General features: G+C 62.5%; 19 protein-coding genes. 11 read left to right on the forward strand and 8 right to left on the reverse strand.

The window, feature by feature from the left end:
• Positions 1–439: 439 nt before the first annotated feature.
• Positions 440–2,107, reverse strand: coding sequence for a hypothetical protein (locus VSR68_RS16260; protein WP_342940838.1), 1,668 nt, complete (start codon positions 2,105–2,107; stop codon positions 440–442).
• Here VSR68_RS16260 and VSR68_RS16265 point away from each other — a divergent pair.
• Positions 2,106–2,540: a hypothetical protein gene (locus VSR68_RS16265; protein ID WP_342940839.1), complete on the forward strand. Its 435-nt coding sequence runs from the start codon at positions 2,106–2,108 to the stop codon at positions 2,538–2,540. The two genes, VSR68_RS16260 and VSR68_RS16265, sit on opposite strands and share 2 nt — an antisense overlap.
• A 799-nt stretch (positions 2,541–3,339) precedes the next feature.
• Positions 3,340–4,377 carry a hypothetical protein gene (locus tag VSR68_RS16270; protein WP_342940840.1) on the forward strand — a complete coding sequence of 346 codons (1,038 nt, stop codon included), beginning with the start codon at positions 3,340–3,342 and terminating at the stop codon, positions 4,375–4,377.
• Positions 4,378–4,594: 217 nt separating this feature from the next.
• Here the strand turns inward: VSR68_RS16270 and VSR68_RS16275 are convergent, their stop codons facing one another.
• Positions 4,595–4,894 carry a hypothetical protein gene (locus VSR68_RS16275; RefSeq protein WP_342940841.1) on the reverse strand — a complete coding sequence of 100 codons (300 nt, stop codon included), beginning with the start codon at positions 4,892–4,894 and terminating at the stop codon, positions 4,595–4,597.
• Here VSR68_RS16275 and VSR68_RS16280 point away from each other — a divergent pair.
• The 4 genes from VSR68_RS16280 to VSR68_RS16295 all read left to right on the forward strand — a co-directional run bounded on the left by VSR68_RS16280 (position 4,878) and on the right by VSR68_RS16295 (position 8,923).
• Positions 4,878–6,407 (forward strand): pyrrolo-quinoline quinone, encoded by a 1,530-nt coding sequence (locus VSR68_RS16280; RefSeq protein ID WP_342940842.1) that lies wholly within the window; start codon positions 4,878–4,880, stop codon positions 6,405–6,407. The genes VSR68_RS16275 and VSR68_RS16280 overlap by 17 nt on opposite strands.
• A 221-nt stretch (positions 6,408–6,628) precedes the next feature.
• Positions 6,629–7,228: a hypothetical protein gene (locus VSR68_RS16285; protein ID WP_342940843.1), complete on the forward strand. Its 600-nt coding sequence runs from the start codon at positions 6,629–6,631 to the stop codon at positions 7,226–7,228.
• 245 nt (positions 7,229–7,473) lie between these two features.
• Positions 7,474–8,457, forward strand: coding sequence for an MDR family oxidoreductase (locus VSR68_RS16290; RefSeq protein ID WP_342941074.1), 984 nt, complete (start codon positions 7,474–7,476; stop codon positions 8,455–8,457).
• A 172-nt stretch (positions 8,458–8,629) separates the two neighbouring features.
• Positions 8,630–8,923: a hypothetical protein gene (locus VSR68_RS16295; RefSeq protein ID WP_342940844.1), complete on the forward strand. Its 294-nt coding sequence runs from the start codon at positions 8,630–8,632 to the stop codon at positions 8,921–8,923.
• Positions 8,924–9,051: 128 nt separating this feature from the next.
• Here VSR68_RS16295 and VSR68_RS16300 read toward each other — a convergent pair whose 3' ends face one another.
• The gene (locus VSR68_RS16300; protein WP_342940845.1) at positions 9,052–9,594 is read right to left on the reverse strand and encodes a hypothetical protein; all 543 of its coding nucleotides are present in this window, start codon (positions 9,592–9,594) and stop codon (positions 9,052–9,054) included.
• A gap of 81 nt (positions 9,595–9,675) precedes the next feature.
• On the reverse strand, positions 9,676–10,326 hold the full coding sequence (locus VSR68_RS16305) for a J domain-containing protein (RefSeq protein ID WP_342940846.1): 651 nt from the start codon (positions 10,324–10,326) through the stop codon (positions 9,676–9,678).
• Positions 10,327–10,666: 340 nt separating this feature from the next.
• Here VSR68_RS16305 and VSR68_RS16310 point away from each other — a divergent pair, with 340 nt between their 5' ends.
• The 4 genes from VSR68_RS16310 to VSR68_RS16325 all read left to right on the forward strand — a co-directional run bounded on the left by VSR68_RS16310 (position 10,667) and on the right by VSR68_RS16325 (position 14,676).
• A complete protein-coding gene (locus VSR68_RS16310; RefSeq protein WP_342940847.1) occupies positions 10,667–12,169 on the forward strand; it encodes an esterase-like activity of phytase family protein in 1,503 nt (500 codons plus the stop codon).
• 143 nt (positions 12,170–12,312) lie between these two features.
• Complete coding sequence (locus VSR68_RS16315; protein WP_342940848.1) at positions 12,313–13,098, forward strand: Pr6Pr family membrane protein; 786 nt, start codon at positions 12,313–12,315, stop codon at positions 13,096–13,098.
• Positions 13,079–13,396 (forward strand): high-potential iron-sulfur protein, encoded by a 318-nt coding sequence (locus VSR68_RS16320; RefSeq protein WP_342940849.1) that lies wholly within the window; start codon positions 13,079–13,081, stop codon positions 13,394–13,396. The genes VSR68_RS16315 and VSR68_RS16320 overlap by 20 nt, the downstream gene beginning before the upstream one ends.
• A gap of 194 nt (positions 13,397–13,590) precedes the next feature.
• Positions 13,591–14,676, forward strand: coding sequence for a porin (locus VSR68_RS16325; RefSeq protein ID WP_342940850.1), 1,086 nt, complete (start codon positions 13,591–13,593; stop codon positions 14,674–14,676).
• 390 nt (positions 14,677–15,066) lie between these two features.
• Here the strand turns inward: VSR68_RS16325 and cls are convergent, their stop codons facing one another.
• Together cls and VSR68_RS16335 are read right to left on the reverse strand one after the other, a co-directional pair.
• Positions 15,067–16,329 (reverse strand): cardiolipin synthase, encoded by a 1,263-nt coding sequence (cls, locus tag VSR68_RS16330; RefSeq protein WP_342940851.1) that lies wholly within the window; start codon positions 16,327–16,329, stop codon positions 15,067–15,069.
• A 112-nt stretch (positions 16,330–16,441) separates the two neighbouring features.
• Complete coding sequence (locus VSR68_RS16335) at positions 16,442–16,705, reverse strand: hypothetical protein (RefSeq protein WP_342940852.1); 264 nt, start codon at positions 16,703–16,705, stop codon at positions 16,442–16,444.
• Here VSR68_RS16335 and VSR68_RS16340 point away from each other — a divergent pair.
• Entirely contained in the window at positions 16,704–16,850 is a 147-nt protein-coding gene (locus VSR68_RS16340; RefSeq protein ID WP_342940853.1) for a hypothetical protein, read from the forward strand. The two genes, VSR68_RS16335 and VSR68_RS16340, sit on opposite strands and share 2 nt — an antisense overlap.
• Positions 16,851–17,009: 159 nt before the next feature.
• Here VSR68_RS16340 and VSR68_RS16345 read toward each other — a convergent pair whose 3' ends face one another.
• Together VSR68_RS16345 and VSR68_RS16350 are read right to left on the reverse strand one after the other, a co-directional pair.
• The gene (locus VSR68_RS16345) at positions 17,010–17,222 is read right to left on the reverse strand and encodes a hypothetical protein (protein ID WP_342940854.1); all 213 of its coding nucleotides are present in this window, start codon (positions 17,220–17,222) and stop codon (positions 17,010–17,012) included.
• A gap of 443 nt (positions 17,223–17,665) precedes the next feature.
• Positions 17,666–18,514 carry a mechanosensitive ion channel family protein gene (locus tag VSR68_RS16350; protein ID WP_342940855.1) on the reverse strand — a complete coding sequence of 283 codons (849 nt, stop codon included), beginning with the start codon at positions 18,512–18,514 and terminating at the stop codon, positions 17,666–17,668.
• Positions 18,515–18,735 lie beyond the last annotated feature (221 nt).

Raw genomic sequence — 18,735 nt, forward strand, 5'->3', positions numbered from 1 at the left:
TTCGGTTCTTGACGAACCGGTCGCTCACTCAAAATCACTGACAGATGGTTCGACCGGGTTTCTCAACCCTATCAAACCTTCCTCAATTTCTTTCTGTGTGAGACTCGATTACTTTTGCCTTCGGCAGCTCATACGAACCACCGCGCGCCATCATCGAGCACCCACACCTGTCGGCTGTTAGTTTTTAAAGAACACCGCTAAAAGCCGCTGCTTTTTCGCGTCCCCGTCGTTTGGAGAGGCCGAATTATGCGGGGGGCCATAGGGCCTGTCAAGAACTTATTTCGTGACGCTTTAAAAAAATTGCAGCGCTACTTACTTAGGCGCACCGCACTCTCCTCGCAATAGCGAAGCGCAGACGAAAAAAACGCGCGGGACAACCGCGCGTTTTTCACATGTACTGCCGATACCGCAAGCAAGCCACCTGCATATACGGCACCAATCAGGAGCCGACGTAACCCGGCGGCGGATTCACGTTGCTCTTAGCGACACTCGCATTGTTCGACACTACATAGACAGGCGCTTCCGTGAGATTCAGCTTCAACGTACCGTCCGTATAGTTCATGGTCATCGGGTTGCCCATCATGTCGACTACCTTGACCGTACCGCTCGTACCCGGCGCATCCACGACGAGGTCGTACGCAACGCTATACGTCGAACTGAAGCCCGCATTCGCATTCCACACATTATTGTTGTGCGCCCACAAAGCAGTGATTACCGAACCATTGTTGAGTTGCTGGAACGAATACGCATAGACGCCCGACGGCGTGTTCTTCACGGGACCGAGTGTGTTAGTGCCATCGAGGACTCGCGTCATCGCGCTCATCACCATGGCAGCCGGCTTCGGACTGATATTGGTCGCACCAAACGAGCCTTGAGCATTCGACAGATCGAAGAACGTACCGTATCCGACTTCATCCGGATAGTCCGCGCCGTAGAACACGTACGAAACGTCCGCGCCTTCGCCGAGCAGGATGATGTGCGTACGCGCCACCACTGCGCCCTGCGCGAACAGGACGTTACCCGTCGGATAGTTCGGGCCGTATGCCGAGCCGAGGTCGTAGCTGATGCCGACTTCCGTCTGATACAGCTTCATGCCCGAGCGGTACTGGTTGAGCATCGTCGTGCGCAGCATGCGTATCGAGTTGTTCAGCGCGTTCGCGGCAGTTGCCGGATCAGGATCGGTTGCGAGACGCTCAGGCGGATGCGAAGGAGAAGTGCCTGCATCGTAGTAGCCGTGCGTCGCGACACCGTCGATGTACTTGCCAAATCCAAGCGACGCAATACGTTTCAGCCGTTCGTTCGTGAGACTCGGGAACGCATCCGTCGGCCCCATTACGAATGCATTCGGGTCCGTCGAGTGAATGCCCTGATAGACCGACTGGTACAGCGACACAAAATTGGCATCCGTGTCCGTCCAGAACTGATTTGGCTCCCACGTCACCTGATAGAAGTTCGCAGACTGCTTCGGGAAGTACTTCTGCCGGATCGCGTTCGATTCGGTGCCGACACGGCTCATGTAGTTCTGCAGATACGACATGTCCTTCGGCAACGCCGTGAAGTCCTGGAACGTACCCGTCGTCGATGCCCAGCCCGGCAGGCCATCGAGACGAATGAGGCGCATCACGTTGCCCGTCGTATAGAACGCATCCAGATTGCTGGCCGACGGATTGAAGGTATTCGCACCGTTCGGCTCCATCGTGGACATCTGGCGGTCATCGATGATCTGCGTGATGCCGAGGCCGGCAAGCACCGCTGCGTGGTCGTTCTCACCCTGCATGCCGAAGCGGTGCTGCTCCTGCTTCGTATAGGTGACGGCAGGCACGACGCTCGACAGGTCGGGGATCACGCCAAACGTTGCGATGCCCGTGGGACGTGTACCCGCTTGCGGCAGAACACCACCGGCCGTCTTCAGGCTTGCAGACACCGCGAAATAACCCGCGAGCGTCGACTTGCATGTGAGTGTCGTTTGCGACGCGCCGCCCGGCACATCAAAGCTCCCGCTTGCCGCAACCCGGCCCGTCGTATCGGTAATCGACCAGTTGAGAGTATCCGCATTGCCCGCGTTCGTCGTGAATGCGAGCGGAAAGCTGGCTCCCGACGCGAACATGCGCGTGCCGTCGCTGCTCGGCGTGTCTGCGGAAATCTGCGTGCCGCCCGCGGCTGCGCCCGCCTTTACGGGCGACGCGCAACTGATGTTCCCCACCGTATTGCCGTTGACCGTTGCGTTGGCAGCCGAAGTTCCCGGCTGCTGGGAAACGCTGTTCGTCGATGCGCTCGTCGAGTTCGTGCTTGTAGAAGACGCGTTCGTGGAAGCCGCGTCGTTGCTGCCACCACCGCCGCCACAGCCCGCGAGAAGGATTGCTATTGAAGAGGAAACAAGAAGGGAATTGACTTTCATGAAATGCGAATGGGCAATCGAAATCCGTCCGAAAACGACTGGCAAAAATGCCCGAATTCAGACACTCGATTTCAAGGTTGGCTTTCTTGCACGCCGAGTCGTTGTTACTTCACCGACTACAGGTGCGACGCGGTGCCGGTAGTTTCGAGCGACGCATTTCCTGCATGCCCGCCGCTTCTTTCCGCGCGAGTGAGGCCGTGCTCAACCGATTGCAACCAGATGTAACTACAAGATGAAATCCGGATACTGCAGGCAATCACGTATGACGAATGGACATACTGCATTGCACTTAAGCCAGAACGTCCGCTGATCTTGCTCGTCAGGCGTCACACAAAATCAATGTGACATCGGATTCCATTTTGCCAGGCCGAATCCTACCGAATGGAAGCGTTTACGTCTGCCGAAACCCGGTAACTCTTTGTAACGTATGAAGATTTTATGAGTTGATTGGTATGTACGCACCGAAATGGTGATAAGGGACATATTAAGGCGCGCTTTCGCTGTGGCGACGATGCGGTCGAACCTACCAGACACCTTCGGGCGTCTATCAAACGGATCCGCCATTGGCGTAAAAGCACTGGCGGATTTATCTCCATTTAATTTTTATTTTTTAAAACCAGGACATTGCCTCACCACTTCATTTCTATTGACTTTTCCATTACCCGTTTAGTCGTTTTAATCTTCATATCTATTGCGCAGCAGAAAGCCTCGCAATTCATTGCGACGACCGCATGAATTGATTCCTTCACGCACAAACAACATTTTTTGAAACCAATAGTGCAGTTTCATTGACCTATTGACCAAGCTGACACATATTGCTGACAGACCATTGCGATCACGCGAGAGATGTATCGCCCGTGACCTGGCCACGTCCTGCACACAATGGTTGCCAACGAGAAGAATGTGCGATGCCGTCTGCAATGCCGGCATGGGAGTCCACCATGGACACGATGCGCAAGCGTCCTGCGATGCCGCACGAGCAATGCGACAAGACGCCGGAGACGAACCTTGTGGTGCAGCGCGACCTTCCTGCGCACCCACTCGACCTGCTATTTCCCCTCGACGCCTCAGCGCCTGACAATCCCGCACCGTCGTCAACCGACGAAGCGCGTGCCCTGAACTCCACGCCGTCGCCGCTCTTCCGGCGCATCGCGCCAAGACCGCGCCGCCTCGCTGCCCCTGCGTCGGTGGGAACGCCGGACTGGAGTCTGAGCGCTGGCGCAGCCATTGTGCTGCTCGGCTTTGCGATTGCGTTCGGGACATACGTTACGTTGACGCAACGTGACGCGATGCAAAGCCGCTTGCGCCGCATCGTGAGCCAGAACGAACTGCGAGCAGCCCTACATCACGATCACCCGACGATCGGAGAACGTACCCAGGAACTCGCGCGTACCCTGCGCGAGCAGATCGAAGCGTTGCGCAGTCTCGATGTCGCGGATGCTGCCGCGATTGCAGGCACGGCAGCCATCCCGCCCGCCAACGCGCATAGCAGCACGCTCGCAAGCAGCGCGCCGAGCCTGCCGTCCCGATCGGCACCGCCTGCCTCGAACAAAACATCCGCGAACCAGGTCGCCGCGAAACCGCTTGCACCTCCGTTGCCTCAACCTGCGGCGCGCGCGCGTCAGGTTGCAGGCACCGAGCCGACGCGCGCGCGCGTCGTCGAAACGACAACGCCACGCGATCACAAGATGAGTGCGAAGCCCTCGAAGCCTTCGATTCCCGAATGCGGGGCACGCTCGCCGTGTGTCGAGACCACGGCACAAAGCGCGCGCAAGCCCGTCAAGACGACGCCCGCAACGCCGCAGCAGGACGCCAAGGCACATACTGCCGCCGTGCGAAGCGTCGCGGCAAAAGCGCCGCCCGCTGCACCTGTGCCGCACACGGCGCCCCCTCCCACCGTGCAGGCCTTTGTGCAGCCCGATAGCGCCCCCGCCGCGCCTCCCGTCAGCGACAACAGACTGCTCTATCGCCAGCACTAGATCTTGCCGGGCGTTGCCACTCATCGGCGCGGTCGACAGACACTTGCACACATCTGGCGGAAATAGCCGAAGCGATGTCGTCCCATCGCGGGCCGACCTTCTTAACATGGAAGGATTGGCCGCGCCGCGAAGAAGAGCGCGCCATGCCACTGTGCGGGGGGCGCTCATTCGGGCGCGAGGAGACTGGCATGCAGCCATTGCATTCAGTATCGCGCGATCATGCGCGCCGTCGCTCATCGCAACCGCCCTGCACCTTCACCTGCCTTGGCAAGACCACTGCCGCGCTGACACTCGCGCTCCTGTTCACCGCATGCGGCAACGGCTCGTCGAACAGCGACAGCACGAACAACGCCAGCACGACCGGCAGTTCGGGATCGGGTTCAAGCTCGGGTTCTGGATCTGGCTCCGGCTCCGGCTCCGGCTCCGGATCAGCGTCGGGTTCGGGCAACGGCACATCCGGATCTGCCTCCGGCTCGGGCAACAGCACGACGGGCGGCACGATGTCATCACCGTCCACCGTCGCGCTCGCTACCGACGTGCTGATGCATCACAACGATCTCGCGCGCACCGGGCAAATGCTCGCCGAAACGACACTCACGCTGTCCAACGTCAATTCGGCGTTGTTCGGCAAGATCGCGTTTCTCGCGGCCGATGGCAAGGTCGATGGTCAACCGTTGTCGGTCACGAGCCTGTCGATCAACGGAACGACTCACAACGTGATCTATGTCGTCAGCGAACACAACAGCGTCTATGCGTATGACGCGGACAACCACGCACTGCTGTGGCAAGTGTCGCTGACGGGCGCGAACGAAACACCCAGCGACGATCGCGGCTGCGGCGACATCACGCCCGAAATCGGCATTACGTCGACGCCCGTCATCGATCGCAATCGCGGACCGCACGGCGCGCTGTATGCCGTCGCAATGACGAAGGACGCGAGCGGCGGCATTCATCATCGCCTGCATGCGCTCGACCTGACCAATGGCGCGGAACTGTTCGGCGGCCCGAGTGAAATTGCCGCGACCTATCCGGGCACGGGCGGCAACAGTGTCAACGGCGTGCTCACGTTCGATCCGTCGCTGCATACCGAGCGCGCGGCCCTCACGCTCGTCAACGGGAACATCTATATGGGGTGGACGGCGCATTGCATGTCCGGCCCGTACACGGGCTGGATCATGAGCTACGGCGCCGACACCCTGAAGCAGACAGCTGTCGTCAACATCGCGCCGAACGGGCATCAGGGCTCGGTCTGGATGGCCGGTTCCGGCATGGCATCGGATGGCGCATCGATCTATGTGGTCGACGGCAACGGCACGTTCGGCACGACGCTCGATGCAAACGGATTCCCCGTCGACGGCAACTTCGGCGACTCGTTGATGAAGCTCTCCACGAGCCCGCTCAAAGTCACCGACTACTTCGCGCCGCTCGACGTCGTGCAGCTCGCGAACAACGACAACGACTTCGGCTCTGGCGGTGCGATGCTGCTGCCCGACCAGAAGACAGCCGACGGCACGGTCAAGCATCTCGCCGTGGCGGCAGGCAAGGACAACAAGATCTATGTCGTCGATCGGGACTCGATGGGCAAGTTCAGTCCCACGTCGAACAACATCTGGCAGGTGCTCACGGGCACGCTGGCGGGCGGCATATGGGGCTCGCCGGCCTATTTCAACGGCACGGTGTACTACGGCGGCCTGAACGACAGCATCAAGGCGCTGCCCGTCACGAATGCGATGCTCGCGGCGACTGCCGCGTCGAAGAGCCCGACGACATTCGCCTATCCGGGCACCGTGCCGGCGATCTCGGCGAACGGGACGACGAACGCCATCCTGTGGGCCGCCGAAAACGGCACCACGGGCGCGCTGCACGCATACGATGCAACCAATCTCGCCCGCGAGCTCTATAACAGTAATCAGGCCGGCACGCGCGACCAGTGGGGCGCAGGCAACAAGTTCATCACGCCGATGATCTCGCGCGGCAAGGTCTATGTCGGCGCGACGAACGGCGTCGCCGTGTTCGGGCTGCGGCAATGATCACACTGTGACGTATATCGCGCCGCAGCACGGAAATTGGCGACGAATGGCGTGCTTCTGGCGTGCCTCGCCGCTGCAACGCGATATGCTGGAATAGCAACCTTCCGGCTTGCGATGGCCTGACGGCCGCTTGCCATGGCCCACAACGTGGCTTCGCGCGCGTTTCGCGCCGCGAATCCGCGCCGACAAGATCAATACTTCGCCAGGGAGTCCGCTCGCCCATGAGACGCTTCACCCATGCAGCAATTGCGCTGCTCTTCATCAGTGGCGCATCCGTCGCGCAGCAACCGATGACCGTTCCCGGACGCAGTCAGAGCCCCGGACAACAGACCATCGATTCGGCTCTGTGTTACGCAGATGCAAACAAGACGACGCACGTGAACATGGCGCGCGAGTCGCAGCGTCCGCCGCCTCCCGACCAGGCCGCGCAGACAGCGCCGCGTCCCATCGTTGCGCCTGCGCCCGTCAACCCGCCTCTGCCCGCCGCCATGGGGGCATCGGGCGCATCCGCGGCGGTGGCCACTTCGGCCGCGTCCGCGCCCGTCGTTGCGAGCGGCGCGACGACTGCAAGCGGCGCCCACGTTGCAAACGCAGCAAGCGCGGCCAGCGGCGCGCCCGCGACGACGGTCGCGGCGGCGTCGGGCGCATCGGGCGCCGCCGCGGCATCCGGCGCAGAAGCCGCATCGGGCGCGAGCACGCCGATGCCCGCATCCCCGTCGCTGGCCGAGATGCCGCCACCGCCGCCGCCCGAACCGCCGATGGTCCGCTATTGGGCCGCTTACTCGAAGTGCATGCAGCAGCGCGGCTACTACACGCGCTAGTGCGCGACACAGGCGACGCGGCCTCATCGATCCGACGAAACGCAGACGGCACGCATGCGCGCAGAACGCATGCGTGCCGTTCGCATTTCTCCATCGACGGGCCCACGCACTTCATCTCCATGCGGCAATGGTTTCATGCATCGTCGAACGACGCGATGCGCACGCGGCATCGGGGCGCGCAGTCAAAAAACCGGCATTGGCCTAGACTTATACGCACCCGATAACACGCGAACTCAACGGACGGAATCATGAAAGGGATACTGATCGAGAAGCAGGACAGCGGCAACCGCGCGTCCGTCACGACAATCGACGAAGCGAATCTGCCTGCTGGCGATGTGACCGTGCGCGTCGAATGGTCGACGCTCAACTACAAGGATGCGCTTGCGATCACGGGACGCTCGCCCGTCGTGCGCAACTTTCCGATGGTGCCGGGGATCGACTTCGCGGGCGTCGTCGAATCGAGCGAGCATGCGTACTGGAAAGCCGGCGATCAGGTGATCCTGAACGGCTATGGTGTCGGCGAAAAGCATTGGGGCGGTCTCGCGCAACGCGCCCGCGTGAACGGCGACTGGCTCGTGCGCACGCCTGCTCCGCTGACCTCGCGCGATGCGATGGCCGTCGGCACGGCAGGTTACACCGCGATGCTGTGCGTACTCTCGCTCGAACGTCACGGCGTGACGCCCGATCAGGGCAAGGTGCTCATCACGGGTGCGGCGGGCGGTGTCGGCAGCGTCGCGATCATGCTGCTCGCGAAGCGCGGCTATCAGGTGATCGCGTCGACGGGCCGGCCGAACGAAGCGGCCTATCTGCATGAACTGGGCGCGCAGGAGATCATCGATCGCGCGGAACTGTCCTCGCCCGGCAAGCCGCTCGCGAAGGAACGCTGGGTCGCCGCGATCGATGCCGTCGGTAGTCACACGCTCGCGAATGCGTGCGCCGGCACCGCGTATGGCGGCATCGTCGCGGCATGCGGGCTCGCGCAAGGCATGGACTTCCCCGCGTCCGTCGCGCCCTTCATTCTGCGCGGCGTGACGCTTGCGGGCATCGACAGCGTGATGGCGCCGCGCGCACGCCGCGTCGACGCATGGCAACGCATCGCACAGGACCTGAACACCGAGCGCCTTGCATCGATGGTCAAGGAGATCGGGCTCGACGAAGCACTCGCCGCAGCGTCCAATGTGCTCGACGGCAAGGTGCGCGGGCGCCTCGTGGTCGACGTCAACCGATAGTGCGCGAATCGTGTGCGAACCTTCTGCGAGCCATGTGCGGATCATCGCAGGCATGAAGGCGTGCCGTAACCCGGCGTTACTTTTCTCGCAGCGCTGTAGCACCTGTGTCGTCCGTGCGCCCCTAGACTGAAGCCGTAATCAGTCACGCGCAACGATGCGCAGGGAGCAAACAATGAAAAAGGTGATGCTGGGTGCAGCTATCGGTCTGACGATGCTGGCGGTTTCGGCGGCCGCTTCCGCTCATGTCGATGTGGCCGTCGGCCTCGGTGTGCCAGGCGTGGTCGTGCCGGCTCAACCCGTGTACGCTGCGCCCGCCCCCGTAGCAGTCGGCTATGTCGATGACGACTGGCGCGCGCGTCGTGCATGGCGTGAGCATGAGTGGCGCGAACACGAATGGCGTCGCCATGAAGCGTGGCGCGAGCACGAATGGCGCGAGCATCGACGCGAGCGCTGGGGAGGCTACTGATCGCGCGCGTTGAACACGTCATACGCTGCCGCCTCGTTCGCGGTCGACATAGCGTCGGCTGCTGCGAGGCGGTGTCTTTTGAAGCGCCTGGTGTTCGATCCGATGCTAAAGCGTGAGCACGACCCGCGTCACACGCCAGGCTTCCACGGCCATGACGGATATAAGCGCCCGTTGCTCTCGACGCTCTCGCGCCGCGGCTCGCCCGGCTCTTCGGCACGCTCGACGTCGGTTGCGTCGGCGGCATCGGCTGAGGGCACGTCTGCGTTTGCGGACTCGATCGTCTGCGCAGTCGGCTCCACATGCGCAGGCAACGCATCGCCGAACCATTCGACTTCGCGCTTCATCGCATCGACATAAGCACGCCAGCCCGCCGCATCGTCCGCAAACAGGTTGTCGCGCACGGCGAGCGCGAGTTGCGCGTAATCGACCTGCTCTTCGAGCAGTTGTGCGGGCCACGCGACAAACGATGCGCTTGCCTGCTTCGCGAAGTCCGCTGCCTTCGTCGCAGGCGATATCGCTGCGAGCCATGCATGTGCTGCAAGATCCGCGTGAGCGTCCAACAGATCGCGCACCGTGTGGCGCGTTGCATCCGCGGCCAGCGCCGCATCGATTGCATGCAGCGCGTCGCCGAGATGCAGCAGCAACGCGCGTCGTTCAAAAGCGTCTTTCATCGAAACATGTCCGTGCGTAAGTCCATCACACCATTTTAGAGGGTGCGGGACGCAAAACCAGCATGGCGGGCAAGCAGCACGTCATGAGCGAACGCCGAAAAAGCCCTGCCACAGCGAATCGAAAAGATTCGCCGCGCGCCCTTCGTGCGAAGGCTTGTCGTGCTTCGCCGCAGCCGCTTGAGCTTGAGATGGCGAGCGCGCGGCCTGTTCGGCGGGCTCTGGCTGTACATCGGCGTCGGCCGTGTGGTCCGCATTCGCGGTTTGCTCGTCATGCTCCGCGCGCCGCGACTCCTGCAGCGCCCACACACTGTCGGCGATACGCTGCGCTGTATCGGCATCGCAATCGCGGCCGAGCAGCACGCCGAACAGCACGTCGCGGTTGTGGCCTTCGTCGGCAAAGCGCATCGCGACGCCGACCATTCGCGCGTACTCCGCCTGCGCGGCGGCCTGCGCCTTGCGCGCCCGATCCGCCTCCTTCTCCTGCTGACGCTTGTGAAGCGCCTCCCAGCGCCGCATTTCCTGCTCATAGACCGAGTCGTAGATCTTGCGCTGGTTTTCGTCGGAGAGAAGCGCGTACGCGTCCTTGATCTCCTGGAACGTTGCGCGCGCAGCGTCTTCGTGGCCGACGTTGCGGTCGGGATGCCACTTCATCGCGGCCTTCCGGTACGCCCGTTTGATCTCTTCCAAGGTGGCGTCTTGAGACACGCCAAGCTTCGCGTAAAGGGTTGCCATATCGCGTTGGATTCACGGTTTGCAGTGGACGGTCGCGTTCATCGTAGCATGCGCCGATCGAGCCCGAGATCGGCGAGCGGCATCGGGCTGCGTCGCGCTTTCATGCGCCGGCATACTGATTGCGCGCGCATCGATGACGGATGCTCGTGAGAATGTACGCCATCGCACATTGCGCGCGGCTCGTGAGCGTGTGCCGTCATATGTTCGACACACGCGTCACGCACCATCGGCCATCGGTAATGAACAAGTAACAAACCTTGCGTCCGGGTTGCCCCCCGCTTTCACCGTTCGCACTCCCGGCGCTGCCCTCCTCACGTTGCTCCTTTCAAGGAACATTTCCGTGCTGCGCTCACGACTCTTCGCCCGCACCCTGCTCGGTGCCATCGCATCGCTCGCGGCGCTTGCCGCTGCACCCGCCGCTCACGCCACCGTCGACCTGATCGCGATCGGCAAACTGGACGGCAATCTCCTCGACAAGTCGAAAGACACGGCAGGCAAGCTCGAAAACGGCGCGCCCGGCAATCTGCTCGGCGGCATCGGATCGGGGATCGGCTATGCAGGCTGTCACACGTTCCTCGCCGTGCCGGATCGCGGCCCGAACGCGATTTCGTATAACGCGGCCATCGACGACACCGCGTCGTACATCAATCGCTTCCAGACGCTGCGCCTGCATCTGAAGGAAGCGCCGAAGGGTTCGTCGCTGCCGTTCACGCTGACGCCGAAGCTCCTCGACACGACGCTGCTGCACACGTCCGATCATCTCGTGTATGGCGCGGGCGCCGCTTACAGCGTGCCGAACGGTGCACCGGAACTCAACACCCAGAACCATACGAACTACTTCACGGGTCGCTCCGACAACTTCGATCCCGCCCATCTGTCGACGTATCCGCTCGACGCCCGCTTCGATCCCGAGAGCATCCGCGTCGCGAACGATGGCGACAGCGTGTTCATCTCGGACGAGTACGGCCCCTACGTGTACCGCTTCGACCGCAAGAGCGGCCGCCGCATCGCGACGTACAAGCTGCCCGACACGTTCGCCGTATCGACGCTCTCGCCCGTCGGCGACGACGAGATCAGCATGAACACGTCGGGCCGCGTGGCGAACAAGGGCATGGAAGGTCTCGCGATTTCGCCCGACGGCACGACGCTCTTCGGTGCGATGCAAAGCCCGCTGATCCAGGACGGCGGCACGAACGGCGCGTACACGCGCATCGTGAAGATCGACATCCGCACGGGCCGCACGACGCAGTACGCGTACCCGCTCACGAACATCGGCACGACGGCCAAGCCCAAGTACCCGACGATCAGCGACGTGCTCGCCATCAACGATCATGAATTGCTGATGGATGAGCGCGACGGCAAGGGTCTCGGCGACGATTCGACGGCCGCGTTCAAGCAGGTCTTCCGCATCGATCTGACGGGCGCGCAGGACGTGAGCCAGGCGAGCGGCCAGAGCGGCCTCGCGCCGTATGCGCTCAAGAAGACGCTGTTCCTCGATGTCGTCGCCGCGCTCACGGCGCACGGCTACAAGCCGACCGACATTCCCGCGAAGCTCGAAGGCCTCGCATTCGGCCCGGACGTGACGGTGGGCGGCGTGAAGAAGCACACGCTATTCATCGCGAACGACAACGACTTCCTCGCGACCGTCACCGATACGAACCACCCGTCGGGCATTGCGAATCCGAACCAGTTCTTCGTGTTCGCCATCGACCGCGCCGATCTACCCCACTATGTCGCGCAGCGTCTGCCAGGCGTATCGAACGACGACCACGGCCACGGTGACGTGTGCGGCCGCGATGACGATGACGACCAGGTTCACGCTCACGACGATCACGGTCACTGACCACTGACATCACGATCCGGGTTCCTGCGTCCCCTGACGGACGTTGAGATGGGCCGGCCGCGGCGATCCGCGTGCCGGCTCTCTTTTTGCCGCCGACGAATCGAGCCTCTGCACGCGCCGCTTCACGCGTATAGAATCGACGCATGAAGAAGCCTGCGTCCCTTGGCTCGCCGTCCGTCGTCGTTGCAGCGGCCGAGTCCGAACTGCCGCTCTCTGCGCCGAGCGTCGCCTCGGTTGCGCTGGCCGCGTCGATCGCGCTGATCGCATGGTGCGCGTTCGCGGCGCAAACGGACATCACCGTTCACCGGATGCTCACGTATGGCTTCGGCGTGATCGACGGCATCGAGCGGCTCACCAGCTATCTGACCAATCTGACGATCTTCGCGTGCGCGCTCTGCTTCACGTGCGTCGGGTTTTTCAATCAGCGCAGCCGCGTGAGCTTTCTTCCCTTGGTCCGCTTCTTCCGCAAGCCGACTGTCGTGACGGCCGTGACCGTGTATATCGTGTTCGTCGGCATCGCGTATAACGTGTTGCTGCGCCATACCTGGACGCCGTCGGGCTGGCGCGTGCTGCTCAACGAAAGCCTCCATACGATCGTGCCCGTGCTTGCCGCGCTGTACTGGCTGCTGTTCGTGCCGCGCTTTCATCTGACGCTGCGCCATCTGCTGTGGTGGCTCGTCTATCCGCTCGGCTATCTCGCGCTGACGATGCTGCGTGGCGCGTTCTCCGACTTCTATCCGTATCCGTTCATCGATGTCAGCGAGCTCGGCTACGAACGCGTGATGATCAACGCGAGCCTGCTCGTGCTCGCGTTCCTGATGCTGATGGGCGTGTTCGTCGCCATCAATCATCGGCGGCCGATGCCGTCGATTTCACCCGTACCCGTTCCTCACCCAGCAGAGAACCATCATGACAACGACCCGGCGTGAGTTCATCGTAGCGGCCGGCGGCCTCGCGGCCAGCCTGTGCGCGGCGCTCGCAGCAAGCCGCGACGCCCGCGCGGACAACAAGCTGAGCGAATCCGATCCGGCTGCGAAGGCGGTCGGCTACGTCATCGTCGCAGCGAAAGTCGACAAGGCGCGCTTTCCGAACTACAAGGCAGGACAGACCTGCAGTAACTGCTCGCTCTTTCAAGGCAACCCGACGGATGCATGGGGCGGCTGCACGCTCTTCGGCGCGAAACAGGTGGCAGGCGGCGGCTGGTGCAGTTCCTATACCAACATGTAGCGAAGATATAGCCAACATGTTGCGCCGCTTTGTCGCGTGAGACTGCACGCGTCGCGCGCATCCCGTTCGGTTAGTATTCGCACGTACCTGTAGTTGTACGCAAAAGTTGTACGCATAAGCGGCCTGTTCGTCGACGGCATTCCGCCCGATATCGGCAGCACGATAACGTTGCAACGTCATAACAAGACCTGTCGATGCCTACGTCCGCCGCGTCATGTCGTCAGTCACACCGTTTTCGGGTTCGTGCATCGCATGGTCTGTTCTGGTTCGGGTCGAGCGTGTTCAGCCTCGCGCTCTTCGTTGCGCCCGGTCTCGCGACGCCTGCGCATGCACAAGCCTCCGTCACGCTCTACGGTCTGATCGACACCAGCATCGAAGTGACGAATCCCGGCAGCGGCTACGTCGCGCGCATGGACTCCGGCGCCTGGCGCGGCACGCGTGTCGGGTTGCGCGGCAGCGAGCCGCTCGGCAACGGCAACAGCCTGATCTTCACGCTCGAGAACGGCTTCGATTCATCGAGCGGCGAGTTCTCCGTGCCAGGCAGCATCTTCAACCGGCAAGCATGGATCGGCGCGCACGGCGCATGGGGCGAGTTGCGCCTCGGGCGCCAGTATTCGCCGATCTATATCCCGTTCAAAGGGCAACTCGATGCATTCGGCGCGGGCACGATCGCGTCGGGCTTGAACAACCTGTCGAAGATCACGCCGTACACGGATAACGCGCTCGCCTACCTGTCGCCGACCATCTGGGGATTCAGCGCGACAGGCATGTATGCGCTGCGTGATCCTGGCGATGGCAACGGTATCGGCGGGTATTACGTGACGGCGGACTGGGCGCTCGGTCCGATGAAGCTTCTGTACGCGCATCAGCAGACGCATGGCAGCGGCGCGCTGCGCGCGAACTTCGCGGGCGCTTCTTACCAGTGGGGTGCGTTGACGGGCTACGTCGCGTACTTCAACGGCGATGGCGGCACGCCCCGTTATCACGACGACGGCCTGTCGCTGTCCGCGTTGTGGCAGATCACGCCGCAGGCCAGTGCATCGCTCGGCTATGCGCATGCGCGCGATCGCAGCGGCGGCAACAACGATGCCGACCAGTTCAGCCTCATGTTTGGCTACCAGGTGTCGAAGGCGCTGTCGCTGTATCTGAGCGCCGCCGACCTGGAGAATCGCGGCGAGGCCACATTCACGCTGCGCGGCGTCAATGTGGTGGGCCTGCCCGCTGCCTATCCTGGGGCGCCTGTGCGCGGGGTGCAGGTCGGGATGATCGAGCGGTTCTAGCGCGGTGCAGTATCTTGCATTGAACTATCGTGCCTTCGCCGCCACTCGCGGTAGATGGCACATGCATTGCGGATTTCGTCGTGTATCGAACTGCACTCATGAGAACTGCATGATGAACCTGCACCAGACTGCTTTTCCTTTTTTCGCTTATCCGGTCAGCCAGCGGCTGCATACGCCGACGCCACCCGACGTCGATCCCGACCCGGCGCCGAACGACGATCCCGATCCTGGCCCTGACTCGCCGCCCGTTCCCGAGCGCGAGCCTGACCGCATGCCGCCCGCCGAGGAGCCGCCTGCGGGTGATCCGCCAAAACACGAGCCACCGATGCGCGCCGTGCGCTCAAAGCGCGGTCGGGCCCGACCCACCCGGGCGGCGTGCGCCGCCGCGCGTCAAAGCTGCGGATCGAGCAGCGACACGACGCGGTCGACGACTTTCTCCATCCACGGCCGCCGCTTCCAGTCGTCGAGCGTCACGCGCTTCGACTTCGCGAGATCGTCGGCGAAAATCTGCGTCTGACGGCGCGCGAACGCTTCATCGTAGAGATTGAGATTCGCCTCGTCGTTGAGCTTGAACGAGCGCGAATCGAAATTCGTCGAGCCGACCGACACCAGATAGTCGTCGACGACCAGCAGCTTGACGTGAAACATCGTCGGCTGATACTCGAACATCTGCACGCCCGCTTCGAGCAACGGTCCCCAGCATGCGCGCGAGGCTTCGCGCACGGTATGCGTGTCGATGCGCTTGCCCGGTGTCAGGATCTGCACGGCGACGCCGCGTTTTGCGGCTTCGACGATCGCGTTGATGGTCAGCCTGTCGGGCACGAAATAGGCGCTCGCAAGGTGAATCGAGCGCGTAGCCGCCGTGATGGCCATCAGGTACATCAACTGCATGTCGTCGCTGCCGCCCGACGGTGAACTGCTGAACATGTGCGCGAGCCCAGCGCCTTCGTCGTTGGGCTCGGGAAAATAGTCGGGCCCATGCAATACATTGCCGGTCGCCTTGATCCAGTTGTCCATGAAGACAGCCTGCATATGACCGACAACCGGGCCCGTGACGCGGAAGTGCGTGTCGCGCCAGTGCATCTCGTCCTGTGCATGTCCCGTCCACTCCTGCGCGATGCCAACACCGCCCGTGAAACCGATGCGTCCGTCGATGACGAGCAGCTTGCGGTGCGTGCGGTCGTTCATGCGGCCAAGCCCGGTCCAGTGTGGCTTGTGGAACTGGACCACTTCCGCGCCGGCCTCTTCGAGCATGCGCAGATAGCGCTTGTCCATCTTCTGCGAACCGACCCAGTCGAGCAGCACCTGCACTGAAATGCCTGCTCGCGCCTTCTCCGACAGCGCGACGGCGATCCGCTCGCCGATTGCGCCGGACCAGTAGATAAAGGTTTCGAACGTGATGGTCTTCCGCGCACTCGCGATGCCTTCCAGCATCGACGGAAAGATTTCGTCGCCGTTGAGCAGCACATCGAAGCGGTTGCCGGATACGACGGGCGGACCGAGCAACAGGCCCATCGAGCGGATGAACTGAGGATCGTGGCTGCCGTACAGACGTCCGATCTTATGCTCGATCTTCTTTTCGCCTGTCAACAGATTGGCGATCACGAGCACGACGACGAGCGTGACGACGGCCGTGAGCAGTATCGTCAGCATGCGCCGCGTTCAGCGGTGTTCCGGCATGGGGAACGCGCGCCGAAGAGCAGAGCTGCAACGGCGCGCAAGAGAAGGTGCATTGCGGGTGTGCTGGAGATGCACTGAACGTGCACTACCAGTCCGGGTTATTCACTTCCTGTCGATAGCCATACAGGTTGTTCAGCAGGCGGTACGGGCGTCCGCCTTCCTGCATCGCTTCGCGCCAGCCGCATAGCGTCGCGAGCGAATCGGTATGCAGCACCGCGTAGGGCTTGCTGGCCACGCCGCCGCCAGTTGCTGCGCCCGGAAATAGTTCGATCGCGTCGTCATCGACCTTGAGCAGCATGCGTATGTCCGCCTGCAGAATCTGCATTTCATACTGGGAAGCAGGTGTCATGGCGCGTCTCCTGGGTGCATCGGAATGGTTCTGGACCGTGGGTGCCGACCTGCTGATCGACGGGCTGGCGAAGACGGTTTTCGAAGAATTGGGCTACATACCGCGTGCGACGGACGAAGCCCAGCCGCTAGTTGCACGCAAATGACATTCCAGAAGCACGTTCGAGACGGCGTGCGGGTGACGCGGGATGGCCGGTTGGCGCTTTGAAAAAAGCGCCAACGGAGGGAGTGAAAATTACGCGCCGCTGCTCGCTGGCCTCGGCGGAGAGGCGCGCCAGCGTGTCGCGGGAATCAGCATCGAGGAGTCAGTCGAGGGGAAGCTGATCGCAGGCGTTGGTCGTCGTCGATGCGCAGATGAACGAGTAGTCGCCGCTCCAGCGGACAACAGTGGCACTCGCGTGCACGGCTTCCTGGAAACCGGGCGACGATTCCCACGCGATATAGCCGGAACACAGCACGGCGGACATCACGACCAGCGAGAAGGCAATTTTTTCAAAAAACTGAAAACGGGGCGGCATGGCATCTTTTCCTTTGACGCCGCATTTTACCTCAATGCCAGGGTTTTCACCTAGATCAATTGCGGCTTTGCAACACGCCCTTGTTCGTCCGTGCGCGGACGCGCCCGCCGTCTCCCAAATCGGGAGCCAGTAGGACTGCGATGCGCATGATTCTGACGTTAGATGTCTCGGTGCATTCCGGCTAGCCGGCTATCGGCAAAGCAGCGCATGACTTGGAGTGCATGCGCCAGCAAGCGCGGCAGTCTTCTATGGCTGGAACGAATGGATCGGCCGGATTTTTTATCCGGCGCATGGGGACGAAATGCCGCTCCCCGAAAGCAGCGATTACGATGAAGTCGGCTGCATGTGCATCGCAATGCAGCACGTCACACGGCCACGACAGCAGCCGACACCGAGATGCACTAAAAGCTAGCAACGTGCATCACGCATCACGCCCAGCCGATTCATACATGCGCCCATGCCTGCCCGCTCTTCGCGGCTGGCTGCTGCGCCACCTTGAAGCCCGCTTCTTCGAGCACGGCCCGCGAGCGCTCCCGCAGATCTGCTGCAGCCAGTTGCGCGTCCGCTCCGCTCACCCACACGGCAATGCGCAGCGCCGCGCCGCCGCCCTGCGGATAGTCCGATGCCGTGACCATCGGCGCGAGCGTCGTGCCGCCCAGCATGCGGGGGTCGTCGGCGATCAGCTTCTTCAGCGCATCGATGGCGCCTGCCACGTCCTGGCGCTGCGCAATCCCGATTTCCGCTTCGATGCGCTGCGTCCCGCCGCTGGAGTAATTGATGACGGGGTTGCTCCAGATCTGGCTGTTCGGCACGAAGACGGCGTTGCCGTCGCTGCGTTCGATGCGCGTCGTGAAGAGACCCACTTCGCGCACGATGCCCGCCGTCGCGCCCGTGCCTTCGATCACATCGCCGGCACGAAACGGCCGCAGCAACAGCAACATAATGCCGGCTGCAATATTTTGCAGCGTGCCCTGCAACGCGAGGCCGATGGCGAGGCCGGCGGCGCCGAGCACGGCCAGCACGCTCGCTGTCGCGACGCCCACTTCGCTCAGCGCCGCGAACAACACGAGCACGCGCACGGCCCACGCGCCGATCGCATTGATCATCGGCGCGAGCGTGGGGTCCGCACGCGTGCGGGCCAGCCCCTTCGACAGCAGCGCGCCAGTCCGGTTGGACACCCACCAGCCGACGATCAGGATCAGGATCGCCACGCCCGCATGCATCAGATCATGCGTGAACGTGACGACCAGCGAGGGTTGCAGGTGAAATATGCGAGTGAGCAGATCATCCATGGTTGTATTGCGGTTCGATGGAAATTGGACGTGACGCGAATGCGGCACAAGAAAAGGCGGCGTCGGAGGCAAGGCTGGACCGGCGCCATCCGGCACGAAACGGCAAAGGAGACCGACTTGCTCTACACTGGCGGCCCGACGATGCCCTAGCTCGACACGTCGTTGCGTCGAGCTTCTTTCAACTGCGCGTGCAAATGCGGTGCCTGATACCCGCGCACGCA

This window comes from Paraburkholderia phymatum (genome assembly GCF_038900715.1).
Classification (GTDB): Bacteria; Pseudomonadota; Gammaproteobacteria; order Burkholderiales; family Burkholderiaceae; genus Paraburkholderia; species Paraburkholderia phymatum_A.

Excerpts from the sequence above, each read along its gene's own strand:
- VSR68_RS16265 (WP_342940839.1), top strand. The coding sequence starts at position 2,106 with ATGCGCGTGCCGTCGCTGCTCGGCGTGTCTGCGGAAATCTGCGTGCCG.
- VSR68_RS16260 (WP_342940838.1), bottom strand. The coding sequence starts at position 2,107 with ATGTTCGCGTCGGGAGCCAGCTTTCCGCTCGCATTCACGACGAACGCG.
- VSR68_RS16270 (WP_342940840.1), top strand. The coding sequence starts at position 3,340 with ATGGACACGATGCGCAAGCGTCCTGCGATGCCGCACGAGCAATGCGAC.
- VSR68_RS16280 (WP_342940842.1), top strand. The coding sequence starts at position 4,878 with ATGTCATCACCGTCCACCGTCGCGCTCGCTACCGACGTGCTGATGCAT.
- VSR68_RS16285 (WP_342940843.1), top strand. The coding sequence starts at position 6,629 with ATGAGACGCTTCACCCATGCAGCAATTGCGCTGCTCTTCATCAGTGGC.
- VSR68_RS16295 (WP_342940844.1), top strand. The coding sequence starts at position 8,630 with ATGAAAAAGGTGATGCTGGGTGCAGCTATCGGTCTGACGATGCTGGCG.
- VSR68_RS16300 (WP_342940845.1), bottom strand. The coding sequence starts at position 9,594 with ATGAAAGACGCTTTTGAACGACGCGCGTTGCTGCTGCATCTCGGCGAC.
- VSR68_RS16305 (WP_342940846.1), bottom strand. The coding sequence starts at position 10,326 with ATGGCAACCCTTTACGCGAAGCTTGGCGTGTCTCAAGACGCCACCTTG.
- VSR68_RS16315 (WP_342940848.1), top strand. The coding sequence starts at position 12,313 with ATGAAGAAGCCTGCGTCCCTTGGCTCGCCGTCCGTCGTCGTTGCAGCG.
- VSR68_RS16320 (WP_342940849.1), top strand. The coding sequence starts at position 13,079 with ATGACAACGACCCGGCGTGAGTTCATCGTAGCGGCCGGCGGCCTCGCG.
- VSR68_RS16325 (WP_342940850.1), top strand. The coding sequence starts at position 13,591 with ATGCCTACGTCCGCCGCGTCATGTCGTCAGTCACACCGTTTTCGGGTT.
- cls (WP_342940851.1), bottom strand. The coding sequence starts at position 16,329 with ATGCTGACGATACTGCTCACGGCCGTCGTCACGCTCGTCGTCGTGCTC.
- VSR68_RS16340 (WP_342940853.1), top strand. The coding sequence starts at position 16,704 with ATGGCGCGTCTCCTGGGTGCATCGGAATGGTTCTGGACCGTGGGTGCC.
- VSR68_RS16335 (WP_342940852.1), bottom strand. The coding sequence starts at position 16,705 with ATGACACCTGCTTCCCAGTATGAAATGCAGATTCTGCAGGCGGACATA.
- VSR68_RS16345 (WP_342940854.1), bottom strand. The coding sequence starts at position 17,222 with ATGCCGCCCCGTTTTCAGTTTTTTGAAAAAATTGCCTTCTCGCTGGTC.
- VSR68_RS16350 (WP_342940855.1), bottom strand. The coding sequence starts at position 18,514 with ATGGATGATCTGCTCACTCGCATATTTCACCTGCAACCCTCGCTGGTC.